At 67.0% G+C, this 26935-nt stretch carries 28 protein-coding genes; 19 read left to right on the top strand and 9 right to left on the bottom strand.

Translation table 11 applies throughout. From position 1 onward, the window contains the following. Positions 1–159: 159 nt before the first annotated feature. Together AP428_RS05500 and AP428_RS05505 are read left to right on the top strand one after the other, a co-directional pair. Positions 160–633: a VOC family protein gene (locus AP428_RS05500; RefSeq protein ID WP_054927787.1), complete on the top strand. Its 474-nt coding sequence runs from the start codon at positions 160–162 to the stop codon at positions 631–633. A gap of 444 nt (positions 634–1077) precedes the next feature. Further along, positions 1078–1305: a hypothetical protein gene (locus tag AP428_RS05505; protein ID WP_011545331.1), complete on the top strand. Its 228-nt coding sequence runs from the start codon at positions 1078–1080 to the stop codon at positions 1303–1305. Between the two features lie 144 nt (positions 1306–1449). Here AP428_RS05505 and AP428_RS05510 read toward each other — a convergent pair whose 3' ends face one another. Both AP428_RS05510 and AP428_RS05515 read right to left on the bottom strand, forming a co-directional pair. Further along, positions 1450–2073 carry a phospholipase D family protein gene (locus AP428_RS05510; RefSeq protein WP_054927788.1) on the bottom strand — a complete coding sequence of 208 codons (624 nt, stop codon included), beginning with the start codon at positions 2071–2073 and terminating at the stop codon, positions 1450–1452. 331 nt (positions 2074–2404) lie between these two features. Beyond that, complete coding sequence (locus AP428_RS05515) at positions 2405–2893, bottom strand: helix-turn-helix domain-containing protein (RefSeq protein ID WP_054927789.1); 489 nt, start codon at positions 2891–2893, stop codon at positions 2405–2407. A gap of 92 nt (positions 2894–2985) precedes the next feature. Between AP428_RS05515 and AP428_RS05520 the strand changes: the two genes are divergently transcribed. From AP428_RS05520 to AP428_RS05530, 3 genes are all read left to right on the top strand, one after another. Beyond that, positions 2986–4038 (top strand): RNA-guided endonuclease TnpB family protein, encoded by a 1053-nt coding sequence (locus tag AP428_RS05520; protein ID WP_054927790.1) that lies wholly within the window; start codon positions 2986–2988, stop codon positions 4036–4038. A gap of 204 nt (positions 4039–4242) precedes the next feature. Beyond that, entirely contained in the window at positions 4243–4680 is a 438-nt protein-coding gene (locus AP428_RS05525; RefSeq protein ID WP_011545334.1) for a PaaI family thioesterase, read from the top strand. A gap of 148 nt (positions 4681–4828) precedes the next feature. After that, the gene (locus tag AP428_RS05530; RefSeq protein WP_054927791.1) at positions 4829–5881 is read left to right on the top strand and encodes an NADP(H)-dependent aldo-keto reductase; all 1053 of its coding nucleotides are present in this window, start codon (positions 4829–4831) and stop codon (positions 5879–5881) included. A gap of 97 nt (positions 5882–5978) precedes the next feature. On the opposite strand, the gene AP428_RS05535 is transcribed toward AP428_RS05530, so the two are convergent. Together AP428_RS05535 and AP428_RS05540 are read right to left on the bottom strand one after the other, a co-directional pair. After that, complete coding sequence (locus AP428_RS05535) at positions 5979–7265, bottom strand: MFS transporter (protein ID WP_054927792.1); 1287 nt, start codon at positions 7263–7265, stop codon at positions 5979–5981. Between the two features lie 36 nt (positions 7266–7301). Then, on the bottom strand, positions 7302–8723 hold the full coding sequence (locus AP428_RS05540) for a M20 family metallopeptidase (RefSeq protein ID WP_054927793.1): 1422 nt from the start codon (positions 8721–8723) through the stop codon (positions 7302–7304). A 163-nt stretch (positions 8724–8886) separates the two neighbouring features. On the opposite strand from AP428_RS05540, the gene AP428_RS05545 reads away from it, so the two are divergent. The 4 genes from AP428_RS05545 to AP428_RS05560 all read left to right on the top strand — a co-directional run bounded on the left by AP428_RS05545 (position 8887) and on the right by AP428_RS05560 (position 12619). Next, on the top strand, positions 8887–9840 hold the full coding sequence (locus AP428_RS05545; RefSeq protein WP_054927814.1) for a LysR family transcriptional regulator: 954 nt from the start codon (positions 8887–8889) through the stop codon (positions 9838–9840). Between the two features lie 64 nt (positions 9841–9904). Further along, the gene (gene mnmH / locus AP428_RS05550) at positions 9905–11035 is read left to right on the top strand and encodes a tRNA 2-selenouridine(34) synthase MnmH (RefSeq protein WP_053524145.1); all 1131 of its coding nucleotides are present in this window, start codon (positions 9905–9907) and stop codon (positions 11033–11035) included. Beyond that, complete coding sequence (locus AP428_RS05555; RefSeq protein ID WP_027809855.1) at positions 11032–12090, top strand: permease; 1059 nt, start codon at positions 11032–11034, stop codon at positions 12088–12090. The genes mnmH and AP428_RS05555 overlap by 4 nt, the downstream gene beginning before the upstream one ends. A 106-nt stretch (positions 12091–12196) precedes the next feature. Then, positions 12197–12619: a hypothetical protein gene (locus AP428_RS05560; protein ID WP_006484198.1), complete on the top strand. Its 423-nt coding sequence runs from the start codon at positions 12197–12199 to the stop codon at positions 12617–12619. 45 nt (positions 12620–12664) lie between these two features. Here AP428_RS05560 and AP428_RS05565 read toward each other — a convergent pair whose 3' ends face one another. Beyond that, positions 12665–13498 carry an ABC transporter permease gene (locus AP428_RS05565; protein ID WP_054927794.1) on the bottom strand — a complete coding sequence of 278 codons (834 nt, stop codon included), beginning with the start codon at positions 13496–13498 and terminating at the stop codon, positions 12665–12667. Between the two features lie 6 nt (positions 13499–13504). Continuing rightward, positions 13505–14419, bottom strand: coding sequence for a nodulation factor ABC transporter ATP-binding protein NodI (gene nodI / locus AP428_RS05570; RefSeq protein WP_054927795.1), 915 nt, complete (start codon positions 14417–14419; stop codon positions 13505–13507). 331 nt (positions 14420–14750) lie between these two features. Between nodI and AP428_RS05575 the strand changes: the two genes are divergently transcribed. Next, positions 14751–15248 (top strand): universal stress protein, encoded by a 498-nt coding sequence (locus AP428_RS05575; protein ID WP_006476080.1) that lies wholly within the window; start codon positions 14751–14753, stop codon positions 15246–15248. A gap of 87 nt (positions 15249–15335) precedes the next feature. On the opposite strand, the gene AP428_RS05580 is transcribed toward AP428_RS05575, so the two are convergent. Genes AP428_RS05580 through lexA form a run of 3 tightly spaced genes read right to left on the bottom strand, consistent with a single transcriptional unit; the run spans position 15336 to position 17096 of the window. Continuing rightward, on the bottom strand, positions 15336–16058 hold the full coding sequence (locus tag AP428_RS05580) for a DUF2939 domain-containing protein (RefSeq protein WP_054927796.1): 723 nt from the start codon (positions 16056–16058) through the stop codon (positions 15336–15338). A 29-nt stretch (positions 16059–16087) separates the two neighbouring features. Next, positions 16088–16423: a hypothetical protein gene (locus tag AP428_RS05585; RefSeq protein WP_006476078.1), complete on the bottom strand. Its 336-nt coding sequence runs from the start codon at positions 16421–16423 to the stop codon at positions 16088–16090. Between the two features lie 25 nt (positions 16424–16448). Further along, the gene (gene lexA / locus AP428_RS05590) at positions 16449–17096 is read right to left on the bottom strand and encodes a transcriptional repressor LexA (RefSeq protein ID WP_006476077.1); all 648 of its coding nucleotides are present in this window, start codon (positions 17094–17096) and stop codon (positions 16449–16451) included. A gap of 264 nt (positions 17097–17360) precedes the next feature. Here lexA and AP428_RS05595 point away from each other — a divergent pair, with 264 nt between their 5' ends. The 9 genes from AP428_RS05595 (at position 17361) to AP428_RS05630 (ending at position 26902) form a co-directional block, all read left to right on the top strand. Beyond that, a complete protein-coding gene (locus AP428_RS05595; protein WP_011545345.1) occupies positions 17361–18398 on the top strand; it encodes a sulfate ABC transporter substrate-binding protein in 1038 nt (345 codons plus the stop codon). Between the two features lie 123 nt (positions 18399–18521). Next, entirely contained in the window at positions 18522–19418 is an 897-nt protein-coding gene (cysT, locus tag AP428_RS05600; RefSeq protein ID WP_006476075.1) for a sulfate ABC transporter permease subunit CysT, read from the top strand. Next, positions 19418–20362, top strand: a complete 945-nt coding sequence (cysW, locus tag AP428_RS05605; protein WP_054927797.1) for a sulfate ABC transporter permease subunit CysW — start codon at positions 19418–19420, stop codon at positions 20360–20362. The genes cysT and cysW overlap by 1 nt, the downstream gene beginning before the upstream one ends. A 13-nt stretch (positions 20363–20375) precedes the next feature. Further along, the gene (locus tag AP428_RS05610; RefSeq protein WP_012328435.1) at positions 20376–21434 is read left to right on the top strand and encodes a sulfate/molybdate ABC transporter ATP-binding protein; all 1059 of its coding nucleotides are present in this window, start codon (positions 20376–20378) and stop codon (positions 21432–21434) included. A gap of 75 nt (positions 21435–21509) precedes the next feature. Beyond that, on the top strand, positions 21510–22436 hold the full coding sequence (locus AP428_RS05615; RefSeq protein WP_027807388.1) for a CysB family HTH-type transcriptional regulator: 927 nt from the start codon (positions 21510–21512) through the stop codon (positions 22434–22436). A gap of 176 nt (positions 22437–22612) precedes the next feature. Continuing rightward, complete coding sequence (locus AP428_RS37375) at positions 22613–22924, top strand: hypothetical protein (RefSeq protein ID WP_231691681.1); 312 nt, start codon at positions 22613–22615, stop codon at positions 22922–22924. Positions 22925–23176: 252 nt separating this feature from the next. After that, the gene (locus AP428_RS05620) at positions 23177–24127 is read left to right on the top strand and encodes a sugar ABC transporter substrate-binding protein (RefSeq protein ID WP_011545349.1); all 951 of its coding nucleotides are present in this window, start codon (positions 23177–23179) and stop codon (positions 24125–24127) included. Positions 24128–24272: 145 nt separating this feature from the next. Then, positions 24273–25886: a sugar ABC transporter ATP-binding protein gene (locus AP428_RS05625; protein WP_054927798.1), complete on the top strand. Its 1614-nt coding sequence runs from the start codon at positions 24273–24275 to the stop codon at positions 25884–25886. Then, complete coding sequence (locus tag AP428_RS05630; protein ID WP_006476069.1) at positions 25883–26902, top strand: ABC transporter permease; 1020 nt, start codon at positions 25883–25885, stop codon at positions 26900–26902. Before AP428_RS05625 ends, AP428_RS05630 begins: the two co-directional genes overlap by 4 nt. The last annotated feature ends 33 nt before the right edge of the window (positions 26903–26935 follow it).

Below are 26935 nucleotides of genomic sequence, written 5' to 3' on the forward strand. Positions count from 1 at the left end.
GCCCGATGCGGCGTCCTGCGCCCTCATCAGTCAGGCGAACAAAAAAATCCTGGGCACCGTGTCGATTTCCGTCGGCGTCGTCCGTCGTAGCATCGGAGGCGTGCGCATCGCGCGTCCGTCCCGATTTTCGATACGACAACCGACTGAAGGAGCGACACCATGCCCACGTCCGTCAAGCCGATTCCGGAAGGGATGCGCACGCTGACCCCACATCTGATCTGTGCGGGTGCAACCGCGGCCATTGATTTCTATAAGCGTGCATTCAATGCGATCGAACAGTTTCGCCTCGCGATGCCCGACGGCCGGCTCGCGCATGCGTGCCTCGCGATTGGCGATTCGACGCTGATGCTGGTGGACGAAATGCCGGAGCACGGTGCGCTGGGGCCGAAGGCGCTGAAAGGCACGCCCGTCTGCCTGCATCTGTACGTGCCGGACACCGATGCGGCGATCGCGAAGGCGGTCGAAGCCGGCGCGACGGTCACGATTCCGGCCGCCGACATGTTCTGGGGCGACCGTTACGGGCAGGTCGAGGATCCGTTCGGGCATCGCTGGTCGCTGGCGACGCATCAGCGCGACCTGACGCCCGAGCAGATCGCGGACGCAATGGCCAGCGCGCCGCCCTGCGGCAGTTGATCCGGCGCGCCGGCCTGGCTCGTCCGCGGGCCATGCGCCGGCCGTCCTGCCGCGCGGCCTGTGTTCGCCCATCCGGCGATCGCCGATGTTAGCCGGTCGGCGACGGTGCGATGGCGTGCGGGATCATCGGCAACGTGCCCGACCGAGCCGCGTCGTCGGCCGGTTTCGGTGCGATTTGCGTGAGCCTTGTCTCTTGTCCCATCGGCCAGGTTGGTCATGGTTCGTACGTCGAACAGTGTTGCGCATGGCTCGATGCGTCGCCTCGCTGCACGTCCCGCCGCGGCGGCGATCGGGTTCGTGAGCGTCGTTGAAGATGCGGTAAGAAGCGGGTGTCATCGGCCCGTGTTTCGTCCCGATGCGGAATCGGGCAGCCGATACCTCAAGGTGCGCGTCGCCACGCCGTAAACAGGACGAGACCAATCATTCATCGCCTCCCATCGCACCATGGTTCGAATTCTGTACGCGGGCTATCTCGCGTTTGCGCTGTATCTCATTTACCCGCTGGTTCAGAACACGCTGATGTTCAGCACCGATTGCGTGCGCAGCGTGCTGCCGATGGGCGACCAAGGCTCGTCGGCGAATTCGGCCAGCGGTGTGGGCGGGCACGCGAACCGCTGTGTGTCGAGCGCGCATGCCGGCGCAGCAACGGGGCGGGTGCCTGACATTCATTGAACGCGGCGTCGTCGCGCGTGACGGTCGCTTCGCGACGCGGCGCACTGGCCATTCGGCCGAATTGAACATCGCGCCATGCTCGCCGATCATCTGCAACACGGTGACGCGAATGTGAGCGGTGGGTCGGCGAGCGCGTGTCGCGCGTCAGTAGCTGGAGCGGTACGGCGTGCCTTGGTCGAAGCGGCTTTGCCAGTGCGTGAGGTAGCGCGACGCGAGTTGCGGATTGTTCCAGACCACGACGACGTTCTCGGAATTGCGGCTGGCTGCCGACGCGCTGTAGTTGAACGAACCCGTTTCGACGTGCTCGGCGTCGATCACGAGGTACTTGTCGTGATGGATCGCATAGGTGTCGATCGTGCGCGTCGGAATGCCCGCGTTGACGAGCAGGTTCAGTGCCTGCTTGCTGTTCTTCGCGCGGTTGCCCTTGTCGTCGACGACCACCGCGACATTGACGCCGCGGCGCTTGGCGGCAAGCAATGCACGCGTGACGGGCGGCGACGTGAACGAGTAGGCGGCAACCCGGATCGAGCTGCGCGCCGCGCCGATCGCTTTCAGTACGAGCGCCTCGGCGCCGCCGTCCGGCGAGAAGGCCGATTCGACGGCCTGGGTCGCAGGTGCTTCGTGAGTGGGAGCCGGCAGCCATCGCGACACGAGATCGATCGCTTGCTGGAGCAGCGATTCGCTTTGCGTCTTGCCGAAGGCGGCGAACGGGGTGGCGAGCAGGGAAGCGGCGAGACAGGCGGCAGCGAGGCGATTGCGCGACAACATCTTGGACAGCGAATAATTTCGAGACAGCGGGCCGTGAGTGTAACGCACGCGTGGCGGCCCGGTCACGTGTGGATGCGAAGCGAGGGCGTGCGCAGGGATTGGCAGCGGTGGACAGGGTGACGCAAAGTTGCGTTATGCAGCCGGTGCGGGCGAGCGGGCGATCAACGCACAGCGATAGTGCCGGCGATGGCAGGCGATTGCGTTTGCCGTTGCAGCGCACGGACGTGCGAACGATGCGTGCCCCGGCGGGCGGACTGCCACTCGATGCGGCTCGTGGCCCAAACGTATCTCTAGCAGGCGCGTCCGAACGACATCCGCGCGCAACGTATCGTCAATCCGTGGATGCGGACACCTCGGTCCCGTCGGACGCAATCCATCCGGGCCCCGGCTCGGGCTGCACGTCGCGTGCGTCGAGCGGTTCGCCGCACGCCGAGCATACGGTGACCGCGTGCATCAGTTGCCCGCAGGCCCGGTGGCGCAATTGCACCGGCGGCCCTTGGCCGTCGTCCTTCCAGCGATCGCCCCATGCCATCAGCGCGAGCAGGGCCGGATAGAGGTCGAGGCCCTTTTCCGTCAGCCGGTACTCGAAGCGCGGCGGGCGTTCCTGATACGCGCGCTTGACGAGCACGCCTTCGTCGACGAGCCGCGCGAGCCGTTCGGCCAGCACGTGGCGCGTCAGGCCAAGCTGGGCCTGGAACGCGTCGAAGCGGCGGCAGCCGAGGAATGCGTTGCGCAGGATCAGCATGGTCCAGCGGTCGCCGAGCACGGCGAGCGTGCGTGCGACCGAACAGTTCAGCGTGCCGATGTCATCCCATTTCATCAGTTGCTCCGAGAAACCCAGTCGTTCAGGACGGGGAGGAAAGGAGCGCCGCTGTTGACAGGCAGCTTCTTCCACGGGTTAGGATCACCGGCATGATTCTTGTCTACCGCTACCGGGTGAAGTCGCTCAACGGACTGCTTAACAAGCAGAGCCGCGCGGTGAACTACGTCTGGAACTTCTGCAACGACACGCAGAAGCACGCGCTGAAGTGGAGCAAGAAGTGGCCGACGGGATTCGACCTGAACGTGCTGACGACGGGGAGCAGCAAGGAACTCGGTATTCACTCCGGCACGATCAACGCGACGTGCGAGCAATATGCGAAGTCGCGCAGTCAGCGCCGACGCCCTTACCTGCGTTATCGCGGCAGGAAGTCGCTCGGCTGGGTGCCGCTGAAGGGGCGTGACCTGAAGCGCGAGGGGGACGCGTTCCGTTTCGCCGGCAACACGTTTCGCGTGTTCAACAGTCGACCGCTTCCCGAAGGCAAGATCAAGGACGGCACCAACTTTGCGCAGGATGCACGCGGCAACTGGTTTCTCAACATCGTGATCGAGATGCCCGATGTGCAGGTCCGCCCGATCCGTTCCGGCGTCGGCATCGATCTCGGCCTGAAAGACTTCGCCACACTTTCGACCGGAGAAAAGCTGCCCAATGACCGATTCGGCCGACGAGCGGCGGAAAAGCTGGCGAAAGCGCAACGGGCGCGAAAGCACAAGCGGCATATCGCGAAGCTGCACGCCAAGATCGCGAATGCCCGCGCCGACTTCCAGCATAAGCTCGCGCTCGATCTGGTGCGGCGTTTCGATTACATCGCGGTCGGCAACGTGTCGGCCGCAAAACTTGCCAGAACCAGGATGGCGAAAAGTGTCTACGACGCGTCCTGGTCGTCCTTCCGAAACACGCTCCGCTACAAAGCGATCGCGCACGGAGCGACGTTCGAGGAAGTCGACGAAAGCGGTTCTACCCAGTCCTGTTCGGCGTGCGGATCGAAAGACAGCACGACGCGGCCGAAAGGTATCGCGGGACTGCGAGTAAGCGAATGGGCCTGCAGTGACTGTGGTGTCGAGCATGATCGTGATATCAACGCTGCGTTGAACATTCTCCGATGCGGACGTGCATCGCCAGGTGTGGGAATCCTCTCCCTTTAGGAAGAGGAGGACGTCAACGTCGAGTCTCTTGCCTCTTGCGGCGGTCGTGCGGCGGTTCAGCGAAATAGCGGGTTCGATTATAGAACCCGCCTTCGGTCGCAACGGGCGCGGCCGCGTTGACAACGGCCGGCATCGCTGACAATAATGAGTTCCAATTTAGAACTTACTCGCGCGGCGACGCGCTTTCAACCCGGAGACAACCCGATGAACCCGCTTTCCCTGTCTGGCCTCGACCTGCTGCGTGCCGCCGTGTCGGGCGACGCGCCCTTGGCATCGATTTCCGAGACGATCCCGATGCGTCCGCTCGACGTCGAGCTCGGTTACGTGAAGTTTTCGGCGCGGGCGGACGGCCGGCACCTGAACCCGTTGGGCGGTGTGCACGGCGGGTTCGCCGCGACGGTGCTCGATTCGGTCACCGGGTGCGCGGTGCATTCGATGCTCGACGCGGGCGTCGGTTACGGCACCGTCGATCTGCACGTGAAGATGCTGCGGCCCGTGCCGCGCGACGTCGAGCTGATCGCGGAAGGGCGCGTAATTCACCTGTCGCGTTCGCTGGGCGTCGCGGAGGGCACGCTGAAGACGCCGGACGACAAGATCGTCGCGCACGCGTCGGCGACCTGCTTCATCCAGCGGCCGCAGTGACGGGAGGAGGCGACACCCCCCGTCCGGGCGGGCGCGTGAGCGTGGGGAGCAGCGCCGAAGGCCGCTTGTAAGCGTGCGCGGGGCCCATCTGAAGCAGTGGCTTCAATGTGATAGCGTTCCTGCTTTCCACTGACGCGACAGGAACAGCATGGAATACCGCACACTCGGCGATTCGGGCATCGAGGTCAGCCTGATCGGTCTCGGCACGATGACGTGGGGCGAGCAGAATTCGGAGCGCGACGCGCACGAGCAGATCGACTACGCGCTCGGACACGGCGTGACGCTGATCGATGCCGCGGAGATGTATCCGGTGCCGCCGAAGCCCGACACGCAGGGCCGCACCGAGCAGTACATCGGCACCTGGATCGCGCAGCATCGCGCGCAGCGCGACCGCATCGTGCTCGCGACGAAGATCGCCGGGCCGGCGCGGCAGCCGCACAATCCGCGTCATATTCGCGGCGAGGGCAACCAGTTCGACCGCAAGAACCTGACCGAAGCGCTCGACGGCAGCCTCAAGCGCCTGCAGACCGACTACGTCGATCTTTACCAGCTGCATTGGCCCGATCGCAGCACGACCACCTTCGGCCGTCCCGCGTATCCGTGGGTCGACGACGCGTACACGGTGCCGATCGAGGAAACGCTCGGTGTGCTCGCGGAATTCGTGAAGGCCGGCAAGGTGCGCGCGATCGGCGTGTCGAACGAAACGCCATGGGGTGTCGCGCAGTTCCTGCGCGCGACCGAGCGGCTCGGGCTGCCGCGTATCGCGAGCATCCAGAATCCGTACAGCCTGCTGAACCGCACGTTCGAGAACGGGCTGTCGGAGTTCACGCATCGCGACGGCGTCGGCCTGCTCGCGTATTCGCCGCTCGCATTTGGCTGGCTGTCGGGCAAATACGAGAACGGCGCGCGTCCGGCCGGCGCGCGGATCACGCTGTTCGAGCGCTTCCAGCGCTACAGCAAGCCGCAGGCCGTCGAGGCGACGTCGCGTTACGTCGCACTCGCGCAGCGTCACGGGCTGTCGCCCGCGCAACTGGCGCTCGCGTTCGTCAACAGCCGCCCGTTCGTGCGCAGCAACCTGGTCGGCGCGACGTCGCTCGAGCAGTTGAAGGAAAACATCGGCAGCGTCGACGTGACGCTGTCCGACGAGATCCTTGCCGAGATCGACGCATTGCACGAACGGCAGCCGAACCCGGCGCCGTAAACGGCGCGCGGCCCGCGCGGCAGCGATGCCGCGACGGGCCGAGTCGCACCGAGTCCGGCGGTTTCGGCGGCGCCTTGCTGCGCCGCCGTTTCTCGCGTCAGCGCATTTTCAGCCGCGTGCGCGCGACGAACAGCGCGGCGAGGCTCAGTAGCGCACATCCCATCAGATAGAGCGCCGGCGACAGCCGGTTGCCGGTCGTGCTGATCAGCCAGGTGATGACGAACGGCGCGAAGCCGCCGAACAGCGTGACGCCGGTGTTGTAGCTGACCGCGAGCCCGGTGGCGCGCGTCTGCGACGGGAACAGTTCGGCCATCAGCGCCGGCAGCGCGCCGCAGTACATCGCCTTCAGCGCGCCGATCCAGACCAGTGCGGCGAGCATCGTCGCGAACGACGCGTGGCGCGTGAGCCAGGCGAACGTCGGCCACACGGTCAGGAGCATCAGCACGGCCGCGACCGCCATCATGCGGATTCGCCCGGTGCTGTCGGACAGATGGCCGACGACCGGCGTGACGAGCGTCAGCACGAAGCCGGTCGCGAGCGTCGCCGCGAAACCGGTCGATGCGGGCAGCCCGAGCTGCTTGATCGCGTAGGTCGGCATATACAGGATCATGTAGTTGATCGCGGTCGAGATCACGAGCGCGCCGACCGACAGCAGCAGCCGCATCTTCTGATCCGCGAACAGTTCGCGCACCGGCGCTTCGGAGCGCGCCTGCGTCTTGAACTCGACGCCTTCGTCGACGTAGCGACGGATGTACAGCCCGACAGGGCCGATCGCGAGGCCGAACAGGAACGGCACGCGCCAGCCCCAGCTTTCGAGTTGCGCGGTGGTCAGCGTGGCCGTCAGCAGCGCGCCGAAGCCCGACGCGAGCAACGTCGCGAGGCCCTGGCTCGCGAACTGCCAGCTCGACATGAAGCCGCGCCGCTGCGGCGCGTGCTCGACGAGAAACGCGGTCGAACTCGCGAATTCGCCGCCGGCGGAAAAGCCCTGCATCAGCCGCGACAGCATGATCCCGAGCGGCGCGAGAATGCCGATCGATGCGTAGGTCGGCATCAGCGCGATCAGCAGCGTGCCGGCCATCATCATCGCGATCGACAGCAGCAGCGACGCCTTGCGGCCCGCGCGGTCCGCGTACGCGCCGAGCACGAAGCCGCCGATCGGCCGGATCAGGTAGGACAGGCCGAACGTGCCGAGCGTCAGCATCAGCGACGTCGCTTCGCTCGTGGCCGGGAAGAACAGCTTGGCGATCGTCACCGCGAAGAAGCCGTAGACGATCAGGTCGAACCATTCGAGTGCGTTGCCGATCGACGCCGCGAAGATGATGCGCCGGATCTTCGCGGCGCTGGGGCGCGCGGCGTCCTGCGAGGTCAGGGTGGTCGTATTCATCGTGTGTGCAGGTCCCGTGAAAAGGGGCGAAGCGCGTTACAGGGCGGCGCCGGCCGCGGCGGATGCCGCGCGGCGAACGGGCGGCGCGTCGTCGCCGAGATCCCAGAAGAGGCCGGCCATCATCTGCAGCCCCTCGCTGACGACGCTCGCGAGCAGGTGCTCGTCGGGCGCGTGCTGCGAGCACGCCGGGTACGAGTGCGGCACCCACAGCGTCGGCAGCCCGAGCGTGTCGGCGAACACGTCGTTCGGCAGCGTGCCGCCGAGATTCGGCAGGATCGCGGGCTTCTTGCCGGTGGTGCGCGCGAGCGACGCGACGGCCCAGCGCACCCACGGATCGTCCGGCGGCACGCGCGTCGCCGGTGCGCCGCGTTCGACGTCGATCTCGACGTCGGCGAAGCCGTGCGCATCGAGGTGCGCGCGCAGGTGCGCCTGCAGCGCTTCCCAGTCGGTGCCGACGACGAAGCGCAACTGGCAGTGCGCATACGCGGCGGGCGGGATGGCGTTGACGGGATGCTCCGGATTGCCGGCCTTGAACGCGAGGATCTCGAGCGTATTCCAGCCGAACACGCGCTCGGCCGCGGACAGGCCGGGCTCGCCCCAGTCGGCGTCGAGCGCCGGGTCGCCGGGGCCGCCGCCGACCGACAGATCGGCGAGCGCGTCGCGCACCGCGGCCGGGATCGGCGGCGGGCGCAGCCCCGCGACGCGAATCGCGCCGCGCGCGTCGACGAGGCTCGCGAGCGCATGCGCGAGCACGATCGCCGGGTTGCGCAGCAGTCCGCCCCAGTTGCCGGAGTGATGCGCGCCGTCGCGGGCGCGCAGGCTCAGCTTGAAGTTGACCGCGCCGCGCGAGCCGAGGAATACCGTGGGGCGCGTGGCGGCGATGCGCGGGCCGTCGGACGCGATCAGCACGTCGGCCGCGAGCGCGTCGCGCTCCCGGCGGCACAGCGCGTCGAGGCCCGGCGAGCCGGTTTCCTCGCCCATCTCGATCAGCAGCTTCGCGTTGAAGCCGAGCCGGCCGCCGCGTGCGTGAAGCACGCTCGCCAGCGCGGCCAGGTTGATCGTGTGCTGGCCCTTGTTGTCGGCGCTGCCGCGGCCGTACCAGCGGTCGCCGTCGGCCGTCAGCGTCCACGGCGACAGCGGCGCGCGCCACTGCGCGTCGTAGCCGCGCACGACGTCGCCGTGGCCGTAGATCAGCACGGTCGGCAGCGCGTCGTCTTCGTGGCGCGATGCGAGCAGGAACGGCCCGCCGCCGTCGACGGGGTTGTCGACGATGCGCGACGTGAAACCGAGGCGGCCGGCCTCCGGCGCGATCTCGTCGGTCAGGTAGGCGCGCAGCGCGGCTTCGTTGCCGCGGTCCTGGCTTTCGGTGCGCAGGCCGACGCGGCGGCTCAGGGTCGTGAAGAACGCACCGGACTCGAACTGGTTCAGCGCGTGCTGGATGGCGGCGGTACGGCTCAAATCGGGTCTCCTCGGTCGGGTTCGCCGTGCGCGGGCCGCGCAGGCAACGTGAAGTGCGATCGATTCTAGAAAGCCGGTTTTTTTGTCACAATGATCGAATTTCGAACCTTTCTTTGCCAAAAAGGCAAAGCAGCGCGGCCGGATGCGGCGCGGAGACACGACGATGGCGGCTTTCCTGCATGGCCTGGCACTGCGGTATTTCGTCGAGGTGGCGCGTACCGGCTCGATCAGCGACGCGTCGGCGCGGCTGCACGTGGCCGTGTCGGCGATCAGCCGCCAGATCGCGAAGCTGGAGAGCGAGCTCGGCGCGCCGCTGTTCGAGCGGCGCCCGCGCGGGATGGCGTTGTCTGAAGCCGGCGAGCGATTGCTGGCGTTCGCGCAGCGCAGCCTGCTGGAGGCCGAGCACGTGATGAAGGACATCGGCGGGCTCGACGCGCTGCACGGCAGCCTGCTGAAGATCGCGTGCTCGGAAGGGTTCGCGATCGATTTCCTGCCCGGCGTGCTCGGGAGCTTCAAGGCCCGCCACCCGGGCGTCGATTTCATCGTGTGGGTCGTGTCGCCAGCGGACGCGACCCGGCGCGTGCGCGACGGCGATGCGGACATCGCGTTGACCTTCAGCCTCGCGCCGGAGAAGGGCGTGCGTGTCGACCACACGGAGCGCGCGCCGGTCTTTGCGCTGGTCCGCCAGGATCACCCGCTCGCGGCGCGCGACGCGGTGTCGCTCGCCGATGTCGCGCGGCACGCGCATTTGCTGCCCGAGGCCGGCACGACGGTGCGCCAGCTGATCGACATCGCGTGCGCGCTCGACGGGCTGCTGCTCGAGCCCGAGCTGACGAGCAACAACACCGCGGCGATGTACGGCTACGCACGGCGCACGGGCGCGGTGATGTTCACGGGGCTGCTGTCGGTGCGCGACCGTGCCGATGCGGACGGGTTCGTCGTCGTGCCCATGACGAACCCGCAACTGCGCGAACGCAGCATCCAGGTGCAGACGATGGCGGGGCGCGATCTGCCCGCGTCGGTGCGCGCATTTCGCGACCACCTGATCGACGCGATGCAGGCCGCCTCGCCGCCGCCGACCGCCGCGCGAGGCCCGGGACGCCGGCCCGTGAGATAATCGTCAATCCGCCTTCCGTGCCCATGCGGCTCCTCGAGCCGCATCGCCCCTGTTCGACGCCAAATTGAAGAACCTGATTGTCACCCTCGATCGCGCCGGCGAGTTCGACGAGATCATCGACGTGCGCACGCCGCTCGAGTTCGCCGAGGACCATATCCCCGGCGCGCTGAACGCGCCCGTGCTCAGCAACGAAGAGCGCGTGCTCGTCGGTACGATGTATCGCCAGGTGTCGCCGTACGAGGCGACGCGCGTCGGCGCGGCGATCGTCGCGCGCAACATCGCGCGCCATCTCGACACGACGTTCGCCGACCGGCCGCGCAACTGGCGGCCGCTGATCTACTGCTGGCGCGGCGGCAAGCGCTCGGGCTCGATGACGACCTGGTTCAACCTGATCGGCTGGAAGGCGCGCCAGCTCGACGGCGGCTACAAGGCGTACCGCCAGTCGGTATGCGCGACGCTCGACTCGCTGCCGACACGCTTTCGCTACATCGCGCTCGTCGGCCATACGGGCTGCGGCAAGACGCGCCTGCTGAATGCGCTGCGCGACGTGGGTGCCCAGACGCTCGATCTGGAAGCGCTCGCGTGCCATCGCGGCTCGCTGCTCGGCGCGCTGCCGGGCAAGCCGCAACCGGCGCAGAAGGGGTTCGATTCGGGGCTCGTGGAGGCGCTTAGTCGTTTCGACCCCGAATGGCCGGTATTCGTGGAGTCGGAAAGCCGCAGGATCGGGCTCGTGCAGCTGCCGATCGCGCTGATCGAAGCGTTTCACGCGGGCCCATGGGTGCAGGTCGAAGCGGCTCACGACGAGCGGATCGCGTTCCTGCTCGACGATTACGCGCACCTGTTCGACGAGCCGGATGCGTTCAAGGCACAGCTTCATCGGCTGATCGGCCTGCACAGCCGCGAAGAGGTGACGCGCTGGAAGGGGCTGATCGATGCCGGTGCGCGGGCCGATTTGTTCGCCGAACTGATCGACAGGCATTACGATCCCGCCTACGCGCGCACTTATCGCGCGACGTACAACAAGCCGAACCGGGCGCTGACTTTCACGTTCCGGCCCAACGCGGCCGACGTGCGCGAGCAGGCGCGCCTGCTGCTGGCCGAACTCGCGCAAGCCGGGTTGCCCGCATCGGCCGCGCTCGCCGCCGGCACGACATCCGAAACCGACAAAGATCCATCAACGACCACCACACGATGACGACCACACGCACTCAACCGAATCCGGCCCTCGGCTGGATGACCTTCCTGCTGATCGCGGTCGCGGGACTGTTCTATGTGAAATGGTTCCCGTACTACAACAAGGCATTCGTTGCCGCCGAGCACCATTCGATCGGCCAGTCGATCCTGATGGGCACGTCGGCGGCCGCACCCGAGCCGTCGCTGAAGGCGGCCCTCGACTACGCGTGGGCATACGGCAAGGCGATCTGGCAGGCGATGGTGCTCGGCCTGCTGCTCGGCTCGGCCGTGCAGGCGCTGCTGCCCGCGCACTGGGTGGCGCGCGTGCTCGGCCGCACGGGGTTCGGCAGCGTCGCCGCGGGCGGGCTGCTGTCGCTGCCCGGGATGATGTGCACGTGCTGCGCGGCGCCGGTCGTCGCGGGCCTGCGGGCGCGCCACGCGTCGCCGGGCGGCGCGGTCGCGTTCTGGCTCGGCAACACGGTGCTGAACCCGGCGGCGCTGGTGTTCATGGGCTTCGTACTCGGCTGGCACTGGAGCGCGCTGCGCCTCGTGCTCGGCATCGCGATGGTGTTCGGGATCGGCTACCTGCTGAACCGCATCGCGCGTCCCGAAGACCGCAGCATCGATGATGCGCAGCTCGCCGCGCTGGCAGCCGAGCAGGCCGCGGCCGGCAATCCGTTCGTCCGCTGGATGAAGCTGCTCGCGCGCATGGCCGTGCGGCTCGTGCCCGAATACATCGTGCTCGTGCTGCTGCTCGGCGCCGCGCGCGCGTGGCTGTTCCCGCATATCGGCCCGGACATCGGCAATCACCTCGGCTGGATCGTCGCGTTCGCGGTCGCAGGCATGCTGTTCGTGATCCCGACGGCCGGCGAGGTGCCGATCATCCAGGCGATGCTGTCGCTCGGCATGGGCGTCGGTCCGGCCGCCGCGCTGCTGATGACGCTGCCGCCGATCAGCGTGCCGTCGCTCGCGATGCTCGCGCGTTCGTTCAAGCCTTACATGCTGGCGATCGTCGCGACGCTCGTCGTCGTATTCGGGATCGTGAGCGGCTTGCTCGCGATCGCGTTCGGGTTCTGACGACGCGGGCGACACGCCGGCCCGGCGCAATCGTCGCATTCGTATTCATCCGGCGCCGCCGCTTCACGCGTGCGGCGCCCTTTACAAGAAGCAAACAGGAAAACGCATGACCCAACCGAAGATTCATCCTCGACTCGAAAAGGCGCTGACGCGCGGCGATCTCGCGATCCGCCAGGCCAATTCCGCGCGGGCGACTGCCGTGCTGCAAGCACTCGGCACGATGATCATCGAGGCCTCCGCAACGATCGGTGTCGAGGCCAGCATCGACATTCCGCAAGGCGATCGCATTTACGATCCGGTCAACGGACTGTGGCCGCAGAAGATGCTGGTGTCGTTCGACGGCCCGGTGGACGAAGCCGACAAGGAAGAACTGCGCACGGTCTATCTGGTGGCCGACGATCCGGGTACGCAATTCCGCGTGGAATGGCATCGCGCGGACGGCAAGCTCGGCCGCCAGGAAGGTGGTCCGCTCGCGACCGTGGCGTTCCTGACCGACGTTGAAATTCCGTGGAGCGACGACGACGAGTAACGTCGTCGCATGAAGCCGGCGCCCGGTGTCCGGCGCGCCCGGCCGTCAGCGCATCATCCGCCGCCGGAACAGCCACGCGGACAGCAGGAATCCGCCGACCGCGTAGCCGGCGAGCACCGCGACGTGCAGCGCGATGTCGGTCGCCGGCCGGCCGAGCATCGCGGGCCGGATCAGTTCGACCGCATTCGCGAGCGGCAGCGCCTGCGCCGCGTGCTGCGCAAGCGGCGGCAACTGCGTGATCGGGAAGAACACGCCCGACAGCAGCAGCATCGGCGTCAGCACGAGCGTCTGATAAAACATGAAGAAGTCGTAGGACGGCGCGAGCGCCGTGACGATCATCGCGATGCTGGCGAACGCGAGGCCGGCCAGCGCGATCACCGGCAGCGCGGCGAGCATCGACGGAAACTGCGCATAGCCGAGCCCGCCCGCGACGAGCATGATCGCGCCGCCCGACAGCAGTGCCTTGCTGGCCGCCCACACGATCTCGCCGAGCACGATGTCGCCGAGCGCGAGCGGCGTATGCATGATCGCTTCCCACGTGCGCTGCACGTGCATCCGCGAGAAACCCGAATACATCGACTCGAAGCTCGCGGACATCATCACGCTCGAGCCGACCGTGCCGGCCGCGAGGAACGCGATATACGACACGCCGTCGACATGGCCGAGCATCAGCCCGAGCCCGAAACCCAGCCCGAACAGATAGATCATCGGATCGGCGAGATTGCCGAACATCGATGCGAGCGCGAGCTTGCGCCACACGAGATAGTTGCGCCGCCAGACGGCGATCCAGTTGCTTGCGTTGGCCGGCATCGCGATCGCGAAGCGCGACTCGCGCGGCAGCGCCGACGGCGTGGTGGCGGAATAGTTGCGAACGTCCATGGTCGATCAGTCCTGCATCTCGCGGCCCGTGAGCCGCAGGAACACATCCTCCAGATTGGCCGGGCGATGCAGATAGCGCAACCCCGGGCGGCCCTTGAGTCGTGCGGTGAGCGGTTCGGGATCGATCACATAGCAGAACAGTGTCTCGCCGCTGATCTCGGTGTGCTTCGCGAATGCCGACAATTCGTCGCGCAGCGCGGCCGGATCGGGCCCGTAGATCTCGATCACGTCGCAGCCGATCTCCGATTCGATCAGGGCGTGCGGCGCGCCTTCGGCAATCTTGCGGCCTTCCTCGATCACGCACAGCCGATCGCACAGGCGCTCGGCTTCCTCCATGAAATGCGTGGTGATCAGGATTGTCTTGCCGCGGGCGAGCAGCGAACGCAGCCGTTCCCACATCAGATGCCGCGCCTGCGGATCGAGGCCGGTCGTAGGCTCGTCGAGCACCAGCACATCGGGATCGTTGACGAGCGCGCGGGCGAGCGTGAGGCGGCGTTTCATGCCGCCCGACAACTCGCCGACCTTCGCATCGGCCTTGTTTTCCAGCTTCGCGAATTCGAGTAGCGGCGGCACGAGCGCGCGTGCCGCCTGCGCCGACATCCCGAAATAGCGGCTGAACACGAGCAGGTTCTCGCGCACGGTGAAGTCGGGGTCGAGATTGTCGAACTGCGGGACGACGCCGACCCGCTGGCGTGCGTGTCGCGCCCGCGATGGAACCGGTTCGCCGCACAGCGAAATGGCGCCTGCATCGGGATGCGCGAGGCCGAGCAGCATCTTCAGCGTCGTGGTCTTGCCGGCGCCGTTCGGCCCGAGCAGGCCATAGCATTCGCCGGCCTTCACGTTGAAGGACAGGCCGTTGACGACGAGCTTGTCGCCATAGCGCTTTTCGACGTTGCGGAAATCGATCGGTGCGACGGACATGGGCGTGTTGTCGTTTCAAGCGGGCGCATTCTGCTGCCCGGTGCGTGGCCGGTTTGCGAACGGATCGGGCGCAGGGGTGTCACACGGGCATGACCGAAGCGCACGACGCCGGCGCGCGGTGGCCCGCTGGAGGTCGAGCGGGCCATTCTAGTGCATTGGCCGTATCGCTTCAGGGCATGTCTGCCCGGTGTGATGCAATTGCGCACCGATCGTGCGCCGCATCATCGCGCACGCGCCGTGCGGGGCGAATCAGCGTTTTCCATCCCTTGCGTCTTGAATTGCGGCGCACCATGATGAATGCGTAGGCTCGTTGTCGCGATAGGGAGGCTTCATGGCTAGCTACAACAAGATTTTGCTGTGTTACGACGGCACGCTCGAAGGGCGCAAGGCGCTGCGTTACGGGGCCAATCTCGCAATGGACCTGAAGGCCGAAACGCATTTGCTGTCGGTCGTCGACATGCGTTCGAGCATTGCGCAAAGTGCAGGTTTGCTGACTGATGTCGCATGCGGCCGCTTCGAGGAAACCGCGCGCGAAATCCTGCAGGAAGGCGTGAACTGGCTGCGCGAGCGCGGCGTGCAGGCCGAAGGCCATTTCGCATTCGGCTATCCGATCGACGAAATCGCGAATCTCGCGTCGGAATTGAAGGTCGATCTCGTCGTCGTCGGCCACCGGTGCCGCAGCGGATTGTCGAGATGGTGGATGGGGTCGGGCAATACGCAACTGCTCGATCGCGTGAACTGCAGCATCCTGGTAGCGTGTTCGTCGGCGGAAGAGCAGAAGGCCGAAATCGCGCGCGAGCGTGAAGCGGCTACGGCGAACGGCAAATGATCTAAAGGCTCGATGACTGCCTGACCGGCGATGCGGGCCGGTCAGGCGGCGCGCTGCATCAGCAGTGCGGGCATCGAACGCGGCTTGCTATGCATGCAGGTCGATCCCCGACAATTTCCACGAGAACAGCCCGAAGCGGTGGAAGATCGCCGCATAGCGCGTGCCGTCGGCACTGCGCTGGTACGTCACGACGAATTCGTCGATATTTCGATAGCCCGCGCTGGTTTGCTGCTGGTGCGGCGCCTGGGTTGCTTCGCTCGGGCTGGCCGGTGCGGCGGACACGGGTGCCGGCGACGATGCCGCCGGAGCGGCCGCGTTGCTGCCCGGTACGGCAGTACTGGCCGGAGCAGGATTGGCGGCCGGCGGCGCGGCAGGCGTGTTGCCGGGGGCATTACCTGCTGGTGGCCGATTCGACCACTCAGGCGGACGCTCGCCCGGATTGCCGCGTGGCGGCAATCCGCTCATCAGCGCAGCGACGCCTTCCGGGGTCGCGTACGCATCGACCAGCGGGCCAATCAGCGCGGACCCGATCAGCGCGCCGATCACCGCGAACGGATTGTCCTTCTTCACTGCGTCGATCCGGCGCATCAACTCTTCCGTGACCTGCTGCTTCAGGCTGATGCGCAGCGACGGAAAGTCGACGTACTCGCTGATCACCTGCGCGTCGCGCGCATCGATCGCCGATTTCAGGCGACCGAGCGCGACATACGGCGACGCGTACGCATAGCCGAGCGTCGCAATGACGGCGACGACCAGCGCGACGATCAGGAAGGGCTTGAGTCGCCATGCGCGGCGCGACGATCCAGTCACGTTGCCTCCGGTGCGGGAAGGTTCCGCAATCAGAGACCGCCCGGCGTGGCCGATCGTTCCTCTGCGATGCAACGATCGATCATCCGGCACACGGCGTCGATCGTGCCGACCATGATCAGGCGCGAACGGCCGTGATAGACGCGCACCGGCGCACGGCGCGCGGGTTCCGCGTGATTGAGACCGGCGTTCAGCGATACCCGCGCGAACGCGGGGAGCGCTGACGGCAGCAGGGACGCCTGCCGTTCGACTGCGACTTCTTCTTGCACAGGCGCCGCCGCGGACAGCGGTGCGCAGGGCGTGCGGCCGCGCAGATGACGCAGGCGACCAAATTGACGGAAAGGCAGCAGGCGGGCAAGGCGTTCCATGATGTTCTCCTGGAGAGACGGAATGTCAGAGTTCGCCCGAGCGGATCAGCCCGACGGCGATGCCTTCCAGCGCGAAATCCGCGCTGCCGGCCTTGACGAAGATGTTTTCGTAATCCGGGTTCTCCGCGATCAGCTCGAGGCCGCCGGGCCGGCGCATCAGCCGCTTGACCGTGACGTCGTCGCCGAGACGCGCGACGATGATCTGGCCGTCCTTCGCTTCCGTGCGCTTCTGCACGGCGAGGAGGTCGCCGTCGAGAATGCCGGCGTCGCGCATCGACAGGCCGCGCACCTTCAACAGGTAGTCGGGCTTGCTGGTGAACAGCGCGGGATCGCACGCGTAGTGCTGCGAGATGTGCTCCTGCGCAAGGATCGGGCTACCGGCCGCGACGCGGCCGACGAGCGGCAGCGACAGTTGCATCAGGCCGGCATGCGGCAGCGTGAACTGGTGCGGGGCGTCGTCGATGCCGAGCAGCCGGATGCCGCGCGATGCGCCGGCGGCGAGCTCGATCACGCCCTTGCGAGCCAGCGCGCGCAGGTGCTCCTCGGCCGCATTCGGCGAGCTGAAGCCCAGTTCGGCCGCGATCTCGGCACGGGTGGGCGGGAATCCGGAGCGCTCGATCGCGCGACGGATCAAGTCGAACACTTGCTGCTGACGGGCGGTGAGTTTGGTCATGGCTCAACTGTATGGATAGACAGTGAGCTGTATTTTTATACAGTACTTGGCGAATTTCAAGTGTTACTTGAGGTTCGACGCGATCGCGGCGGTTCCGGCGTGATTTCGCGACGCCCGGACGCCGGTTCGTCCGCCGCAACCGTCCATCCCGTCTGCGTTAGCACTTTTGAGTATTAAAAAATAAGGAACGATTATTTTTAATCATGTAACCCGTTCGATAGACTGGCCCGACATCGCAATACCGACAACACTGGAGAACCAAGGATGGCGAAGCGCAATACGGGGCTGGTGGGCGGAGTGGGCCGCCTGATCGCAACACTCGCGCTGGGCGCGGCGGCGGCGCTGGGCGTCGCGACGCATGCCCAGGCCGATACGACCTTCCTGAACGTGTCGTACGACCCGACGCGCGAGCTGTATCAGGATTTCAACCAGGCGTTCGGCAAGGAGTGGAAGGCGAAGACGGGCGAAACCGTCAACTTCAAGCAGTCGCACGGCGGCTCGGGCGCGCAGGCGCGCTCGGTGCTCGACGGCCTGCAGGCGGACGTCGTCACGCTGGCGCTGGCGTACGACATCGACGCGCTCGCGAACAAGGGGCTCGTGAACAAGGATTGGCAGAAGCGCCTGCCCGACAACGCATCGCCGTACACGTCGACGATCGTGTTCCTGGTGCGCAAGGGCAACCCGAAGGGGATCAAGGACTGGGACGACCTGACCAAGCCGGGCATCTCGATCGTCACGCCGAACCCGAAGACCTCGGGCGGCGCACGCTGGAACTACCTGGCCGCATGGGCCTACGCGCAGCACAAGCCGGGCGGCAACGAGCAGACGGCGAAGGAATTCGTCACGAAGCTCTACAAGAACGCAGGCGTGCTCGATTCGGGCGCGCGGGGCGCGACGACCAGCTTCGTGCAGCGCGGGATCGGCGACGTGCTGATCGCCTGGGAAAACGAGGCGTTCCTGTCGGTCAAGGAATTCGGTACCGACAAGTTCGAGATCGTCGTGCCGTCGGTGAGCATCCTGGCCGAGCCGCCCGTCGCGGTGGTCGACAAGGTGGTCGACAAGAAGGGCACGCGCAAGCTGGCCGAGGCCTACCTGAACTACCTGTACAGCCCGCAGGGCCAGGAAATCGCGGCGCGCAACTACTACCGGCCGCGTTCGAAGAACGTGCCGGCGGAGCTGACCAAGCAGTTCCCGAAGCTGAAGCTGTACACGGTCGACGACACGTTCGGCGGCTGGACGAATGCGCAGAAGACGCATTTCGCGGACGGCGGCGTGTTTGATTCGATCTACAAGCCGCAGTAACGCCATAACGACAAGCGGCGCGCCACGACAGCGCGCCGCATCCCCGACGGGCCGCCGGCGCGATTCACTGCGCCGGCGTTTGCGTCGGACCCGTGAGCAGCATCGACCCAGCAAGAGCATCCGATGACGACGTACACCTTTCGCAAGCCGAGCGCGCTGCCCGGTTTCGGCGTGACACTCGGCATCACGGTGGCCTATTTGAGCCTCGTGGTGCTGATTCCGCTCGCCGCCACGTTCCTGAAGACCGCGACGCTGTCGTGGGACCAGTTCGTCACCGCCGTCACGTCGCCGCGCGTGCTCGCGTCGTACCGGCTGACGTTCTCGGCCGCGCTCGGCGGCGCGTTGATCAATGCCGTGTTCGGCTTCCTCGTCGCATGGGTGCTGGTGCGCTACACGTTCCCGTTCAAGCGCCTCGTCGATGCGGTCGTCGACCTGCCGTTCGCGCTGCCGACGTCGGTGGCCGGCATCTCGCTCGCGGCCGTCTACGCGACCAACGGCTGGGTCGGCCAGTATCTGGCGCCGCTCGGCATCAAGATCGCGTTCACGCCGGCCGGCGTGCTGGTCGCGCTGACCTTCATCGGGCTGCCGTTCGTCGTGCGCACCGTGCAGCCGGTGCTCGAGGATTTCGAGCGCGAGCAGGAAGAAGCCGCCGCGTGCCTCGGCGCGTCGCGCTGGCTGACGTTCCGCCGCGTCGTGCTGCCGGCCGTGCTGCCGGCGCTGCTCACCGGTTTCGCGCTCGCGTTCGCGCGCGCGCTCGGCGAATACGGCTCGGTGATCTTCATCGCCGGCAACGTGCCGATGAAATCCGAGATCACGTCGCTATTGATCATCACGAAGCTCGAGCAGTACGACTACGCGGGCGCGACCGCGCTGGCGGTCGTGATGCTGGTCGTGTCGTTCCTGATGCTGCTGCTGATCAACACGCTGCAGTGGTATCTGCAGCGTCGTACGAGCAAGGGCGCGAGCGGTCCGGCGCCCGCCACCGTCACCGCCGCTGCTGCCGCCGCAGGAGGCCAGTAATGACCCAGGAGGCCACCGTCGTGCTGAAAACCCCGTCGCCGGCCGCGCGTGCCGCGAAGCGGCTCGACCCCGTCAGCGAGTCGCGCGTCGTGCGCTGGCTGCTCACGGGCATCGCGCTGGCGTTCCTCGCGTTCTTCCTCGTCGTGCCGCTCGCCGCGGTATTCGTCGAGGCGCTGCGCAAGGGCATCGGCTTCTATCTCGAATCACTGGCTGATCCCGACGCGTGGTCGGCGATCAAGCTGACGCTGACCGTCGCCGTGATCGCCGTGCCGCTGAACCTCGTGTTCGGCGTGTGCGCATCGTGGGCGATCGCGAAGTTCGAATTCCGCGGCAAGGCGCTGCTGACGACGCTGATCGATCTGCCGTTCTCGGTGTCGCCGGTGATCTCGGGCCTCGTGTACGTGCTTCTGTTCGGCGCGCAGGGCTGGTTCGGGCCGTGGCTGCAGGATCACGACGTGCAGATCATCTTCGCGGTGCCGGGCATCGTGCTCGCGACGATCTTCGTCACGTTCCCGTTCGTCGCGCGCGAGCTGATCCCGCTGATGCAGGCGCAAGGCACCGACGAGGAAGAAGCCGCGCGCGTGCTCGGCGCGTCGGGCTGGCAGATCTTCCGCCGCGTGACGCTGCCGAACGTGAGGTGGGGCCTGCTGTACGGCGTGATCCTGTGCAATGCGCGCGCGATGGGCGAGTTCGGCGCGGTGTCGGTCGTGTCCGGCCACATCCGCGGCGTGACCGACACGATGCCGCTGCACGTGGAGATCCTGTACAACGAATACAACTTCGCGGCGGCGTTCGCGGTGGCGTCGGTGCTGGCGCTGCTCGCGCTCGTCACGCTCGCGCTGAAGCTGATCGCCGAGCGTCATCTGGCGGCCGAACTGGCCGACGTGCATGACGCCGTTCCCGCACATGCCGGCCCTGTCGGCGCCGTTTCGTCGAAATCGTAAAGAGGCAACCAGAATGGGTATCACCGTCCGTAACCTTCAGAAGCGCTTCGGCGATTTCACGGCGCTCGACAACGTCTCGCTCGACTTCCCGCCCGGCGAACTGGTCGCGCTGCTCGGGCCGTCCGGCTGCGGCAAGACCACGCTGTTGCGCGTGATCGCGGGCCTCGAGCACGCGGACGCCGGCCAGGTCGTGCTGCAGGGGCTCGACGTCGCGTCGGTCGGCGCGCGCGATCGCCAAGTCGGCTTCGTGTTCCAGCACTACGCGCTGTTCCGCCACATGACGGTGTTCGAGAACGTCGCGTTCGGCCTGCGCGTGAAGCCGCGCCGCGAGCGGCCGTCGGAAGCCGCGATTCGCGAGAAGGTGCACGAGTTGCTCAAGCTCGTGCAGCTCGACTGGCTCGCGCAGCGCTATCCGTCCGAGCTGTCGGGCGGCCAGCGCCAGCGCATCGCGCTCGCCCGCGCGCTCGCGGTCGAGCCGAAGGTGCTGTTGCTCGACGAACCGTTCGGCGCGCTCGACGCGAAGGTCCGCAAGGAATTGCGCGGCTGGCTGCGTCGCCTGCACGACGACCTGCACATCTCGACGATCTTCGTCACGCACGACCAGGAAGAGGCGCTCGAAGTGGCCGATCGCATCGTCGTGCTGAATCGCGGCCACGTCGAGCAGGTCGGCAGCCCGCAGGACGTCTACGATCATCCGCAAAGCGCGTTCGTGTACGAGTTCCTCGGCGCGGCGAACCGGTTGCCGGGCACGGTTGCCGGACGCGGCTTCGTCGCCGAGGGCGCGGCTGCGCCGATCGAGGTCGACGCCGATTTCGCGGGCCCCGCGAACGCTTACGTACGGCCGCACGATCTGCAGCTGTGGCCGGCGGGCGAAGGGCACCGCGACGGCATCGCGGTGGACGTGCGGCGCGTGATTCCGCTCGGCGGTTCGGTGCGCGTGGAGCTCGAGGCGCGCGCGGGCGGCGCGCTCGAGGCGGAACTCGATCGCGACGCATGGCGGGCGCTGTCGCTGCAGGTCGGCGACGGCGCGACGGCCGTGCCGCGCGCCGTGCGGGTATTTCCCGCGCGTTGACGAGACAAAGCAGGGCAGAGGGCGGGTTTCGCTCCGATTGAACAATCAAACAACGACAGCCTAAGAGGCATACCCATGAATTTTCAGCAATTGCGGTTCGTGCGCGAAGCGGTGCGCCAGAACATGAACCTGACGGAAGTCGCGAACGTGCTGTACACGTCGCAGTCGGGCGTGTCGAAACAGATCAAGGATCTGGAAGATGAGCTGGGCGTCGACATCTTCATTCGGCGCGGCAAGCGGCTGACGGGGCTCACGGAGCCCGGCAAGGCGGTGCACCAGCTGATCGAGCGGATGCTGCTCGACGCCGAGAACCTGCGCCGCGTCGCGCGCCAGTTCGCCGATCAGGACAGCGGCCATCTCGTCGTCGCGACGACGCACACGCAGGCGCGCTACGCGTTGCCGAAGGTGATCCGGCAGTTCACCGAGGTGTTCCCGAAGGTGCATCTCGCGCTGCGCCAGGGCAGCCCGCAGCAGATCGCGCAGATGATCCTGAACGGCGAGGCCGATCTCGGCATCTCGACCGAGGCGCTCGACCGCTATCCGGACATCGTGACGTTCCCGTGCTATTCGTGGCACCACACGGTCGTCGTGCCGAAGGGCCATCCGCTCGTCGGCCGCGCGAACCTGACGCTCGAGGAAATCGCCGAGTACCCGATCATCACGTACGACCAGGACTTCACGGGCCGCTCGCACATCGACCAGGCGTTCACGCAGGCGGGCGCCGTGCCCGACGTCGTGCTGACCGCGATCGACGCGGACGTGATCAAGACCTACGTCGAACTCGGGATGGGGATCGGCGTGGTCGCGGCGATGGCCTACGATCCGCAGCGCGACACGGGGCTCGTCGCGCTCGATACGCAACACCTGTTCGAGGCGAGCACGACGCGGGTCGGGCTGCGCAAGGGCGCGTTCCTGCGTGCGTATGCGTACCGGCTGATCGAAATGTTCGCGCCGCACCTGAACGAAGCGGAAATCGCGGGGCTGTTGCGCGAAGCCGTTTGATTTGACCCGAGCGTGTCGCTCGCCGTCCGGGCCATTGCCGCGGATGGCGCGACTTGCACCACGTGTGCGTTGCCGCATACGGCACCGGGCGGCGGCAGGGGATTGCCGCCATCACGGCTGAAGCATCCGCCGATGCGATAACACGCAAGGTGCGTCGCGTCAGGTGACGATCGCCGATGCTTTCAGCCAACAGAAAAACAAGAACAACCTGCGACGCCGAACCTCGGCGCGGAACGCACAATCGGCAGTCGTCCTCGTTCACAAGGCTGCGCGTTCAAATCACCGGTTCCGTCTCAGTCGACGACATATCGCGACGGCGAACGCGGCCGCGCTTCGTGCCGATCGTCGACGCGATCACGCTGTTCGGAACGACCCGCATCATCACCGGCAAGCCGCCTGCGAAGCATTTCGACGATCCGCCGCCGGCATCGCGAGTGTCGTATTTGCGCGTCGTGAAGCGCGCTCGCGCGCTCCGAATAAACCCTTAAATATTGATCAGACAGGTTGCGCGCCGAAGCGAATCGGTACAGCATAGCCTTCACTCCGCCGGCGTCCCGCCGGCGGTGGCGCGTCGACGACAGCACGCGCCAGGCAGTCGGCCGTCTGCCTCGCTTCCATTCCGTGGTACCGACAGCAGCATCGATGGCCATTGCCCGGGTAGTGTGGCGCAAACGTTTGCTCACATTAAAACAACAGTCGAATAACAATCCGGCCTTCGGGCCAGTCGCCAGGAGATGTGTATGAATGTCCGCTTTCGCCGTCGCTTCCTGACCGCCGCGCTCGCCGCCGTCGCGGTGGCCGCCGCACCGGCCGTCCACGCGCAATCCGCGGCCAAGCCAAAGGTCGCGCTCGTGATGAAGTCGCTCGCCAACGAGTTCTTCCTGACCATGGAAACGGGCGCGAAGGAATACCAGAAGCACAACGCGAACCAGTTCGACCTGATCACCAACGGCATCAAGGACGAGACCGACACCGCGAACCAGATCCGCATCGTCGAGCAGATGATCGTCTCGAAGGTCGATGCGATCGTGCTCGCGCCGGCCGATTCGAAGGCGCTCGTGCCGGTCGTGAAGAAGGCCGTGGACGCCGGCATCGTCGTCGTGAACATCGACAACCGGCTCGATCCCGACGTGCTGAAGTCGAAAAACCTGAACGTGCCGTTCGTCGGTCCGGACAACCGCAAGGGCGCGCGCAAGATCGGCGATTACCTCGCGAAGCGGCTGAAGGCGGGCGACCAGGTCGGCATCGTCGAAGGCGTGTCGACGACGACCAACGCGCAGCAGCGCACGGCCGGCTTCCAGGACGCGATGAAGGCGGGCGGGATGAAGGTCGTGTCGGTGCAGTCGGGCGAATGGGAGATCGACAAGGGCAATGCGGTGGCCGCCGCGATGCTCAACGAATATCCGAACCTGAAGGCGCTGCTGTGCGGCAACGACAACATGGCGATCGGCGCCGTGTCGGCCGTGCGCGCGGCCGGCAAGCAGGGCAAGGTGCTCGTGGTCGGCTACGACAACATCAACGCGATCAAGCCGATGCTGAAGGACGGCCGCGTGCTCGCGACCGCCGACCAGTACGCGGCGAAGCAGGCCGTGTTCGGCATCGACACCGCGCTCAAGGCGATCGCCGAGCATCGCAAGCAGGCCGACATGTCCGGCGTGGTCGAGACGCCGGTGGATCTCGTGACGAAGTAACGCCGCGCCGATCCGGCCGCCGCCCTCAAGAATCCGGCGCGGCGGCCGTTATCCGGTGTGAGCGCGATCACGGCCACTGCATGCACATGCACTAGTGAGCGTCATACCCGCGCGCCCCGTGCGCGCGGCCGCAACCAGGATCGCGATGGAACCGACCTTCCAACCCTCCCGTTCAGCCCATCCCGTGCTGTCCGTATCCGGCATCGGCAAGACCTATGCCGAACCCGTGCTCGCCGACGTCACGCTGACGCTCGACGCGGGCCAGGCGCTCGCGCTGACGGGCGAGAACGGCGCCGGCAAGAGCACGCTGTCGAAAATCATCGGCGGGCTCGTCGACCCGACCACCGGCACGATGCAACTCGGCGGTGAGGCGTACGCGCCGGCGAGCCGCACGCAGGCCGAGGCGCTCGGCGTGCGCATGGTGATGCAGGAGCTGAACCTGCTGCCGACGCTGAGCGTCGCCGAAAACCTGTTCCTGAACCGCCTGCCTCGGCGCTTCGGGATCATCGATCGTGCGCGGCTGCGCGACGACGCGCGTGCCGCGATGGCGCAGGTCGGGCTCGACGCGGTCGACCCCGATACGCCAGTCGGCGCGCTCGGCATCGGCCACCAGCAGATGGTCGAGATCGCGCGCAACCTGATCGGCGACTGCCGCGTGCTGATTCTCGACGAGCCGACCGCGATGCTGACCGCACGCGAAGTCGAGCTGCTGTTCGAGCAGATCGACCGGCTGAAGGCGCGCGGCGTCGCGATCGTCTACATCTCGCACCGGCTCGAAGAGCTTGCGCGCGTCGCCGAGCGCGTCGCGGTGCTGCGCGACGGCCGGCTCGTGCATGCGGGCGACATGGCGGCGACGACGTCCGACGGGCTCGTCACGCTGATGGTCGGGCGCGAGGTCGGCGAACACATCGATCTCGGCGAGCGCCGCTTCGGCGCGCCGCGGCTCGCGGTCTCGGGCCTCACGCGCGGCACGGCGGTGCGCGACGTGTCGCTCGAGGTGCGCGCGGGCGAGATCTTCGGCATCTCGGGGCTGATCGGCGCGGGACGCACCGAGCTGCTGCGGCTGATCTACGGCGCCGATACGCCGGATGCCGGAACGATCGCGGTCGGCCAGCCGCTGAAGCCGGCGCGCATCGCGTCGCCGGTCGACGCGGTGAAGCTGGGCATCGCACTGATCACCGAGGATCGCAAGGGCGAAGGACTGCTGCTGTCGCAGTCGATCACCGCGAACGTGTCGCTCGGCCAGCTCGAGCGGCTCGCGCGCGGCGGCATCGTCGATGCCGCACGTGAAACGGCGCTCGCCGAGCAGCAGATCGATGCGCTGCGAATCCGTACGCACGGCGCGGCGCAGCCCGTCGGCGAACTGTCGGGCGGCAACCAGCAGAAGGTCGTGATCGGCCGCTGGCTCGCGCGCGACATGGGCGTGCTGCTGTTCGACGAGCCGACGCGCGGGATCGACGTCGGCGCCAAATTCGAGATCTACACTTTGATGGGCGCGCTCGCGCGCGAAGGCCGCGCGCTGGTGGTCGTATCGAGCGACCTGCGCGAGCTGATGCTGATCTGCGACCGGATCGGCGTGATGTCGGCCGGGCGCATGACCGCCGTGTTCGAGCGCGGCAACTGGACCCAGGATGCGCTGCTGGCCGCGGCGTTCGCCGGCTTCGGCCGCGAGACGCCGGCGGCCGCCATGCAGCATCCGGACGCGGGGCAGGCGCGCGGCGCCGCTCCGGGCACTTCGACGACAGGACCACAGCAATGACCCAGCCTCCCGTATCCCCGACCGACGCAGGCGCGCAGCAGGACGTGACGGGGCGCCGCGCGCGCACGCTGTCCGGCACGCGGCTCGGCCTGTCGAACTATCTCGGGCTGGCCGGCGCGCTGGCCGCGATGATCGCGCTGTTCTCGGTGCTGAGCTCGCATTTCCTGACCTACGACACGTTCAGCACGATCGCGAACCAGATTCCCGATCTCGTCGTGATGTCGGTCGGGATGACCTTCGTGCTGATCATTGCCGGGATCGACCTCTCGGTCGGCTCGGTGCTCGCGCTCGCCGCGTCGATGGTCAGCGTCGCCGCGCTGAAATGGCAGTGGGGGCCGCTGCCGGCCGCGCTGATCGGGATCGCGGTCGCGACCGCGACGGGCGCGCTGACGGGCGCGGTCACGGTGGGCTGGCGGATTCCGTCGTTCATCGTGTCGCTCGGCGTGCTGGAGGCCGCGCGCGGCCTCGCGTACCAACTGACGAATTCGCGCACCGCGTATATCGGCGACGCGTTCGATTTCCTGTCGAACCCGATCGCGCTGGGCATTTCGCCGGCGTTCCTGATCGCGGTCGCGGTGATGATCGCGGCCCAGTTCGTGCTCACGCGCACGGTATTCGGGCGCTATCTGGTCGGCATCGGCACGAACGAGGAAGCGGTGCGGCTTGCCGGGGTTAACCCGAGGCCGTATAAAATCCTCGTATTCGCGCTAATGGGCGCGCTCGCGGGGCTCGCGTCGCTGTTCCAGATTTCGCGGCTCGAGGCGGCCGATCCGAACGCGGGCGCGGGCCTCGAACTGCAGGTGATCGCCGCCGTCGTGATCGGCGGCACGAGCCTGATGGGCGGGCGCGGCTCGGTGATCAGCACGTTCTTCGGCGTGTTGATCATCTCCGTGCTGGCCGCGGGGCTGGCGCAGATCGGGGCGAACGAGCCGACGAAGCGGATCATCACGGGTGCGGTGATCGTGGTGGCGGTCGTGCTCGATACGTATCGCAGCCGGCGTACGCGCGTGCGGTAAAAAGACAGACAGAACAGACCAGAGAGAAACGGG

The sequence above is a fragment of the Burkholderia sp. E168m22 genome, from assembly GCF_001319805.1.
Taxonomy (GTDB): Bacteria; Pseudomonadota; Gammaproteobacteria; order Burkholderiales; family Burkholderiaceae; genus Burkholderia; species Burkholderia orbicola.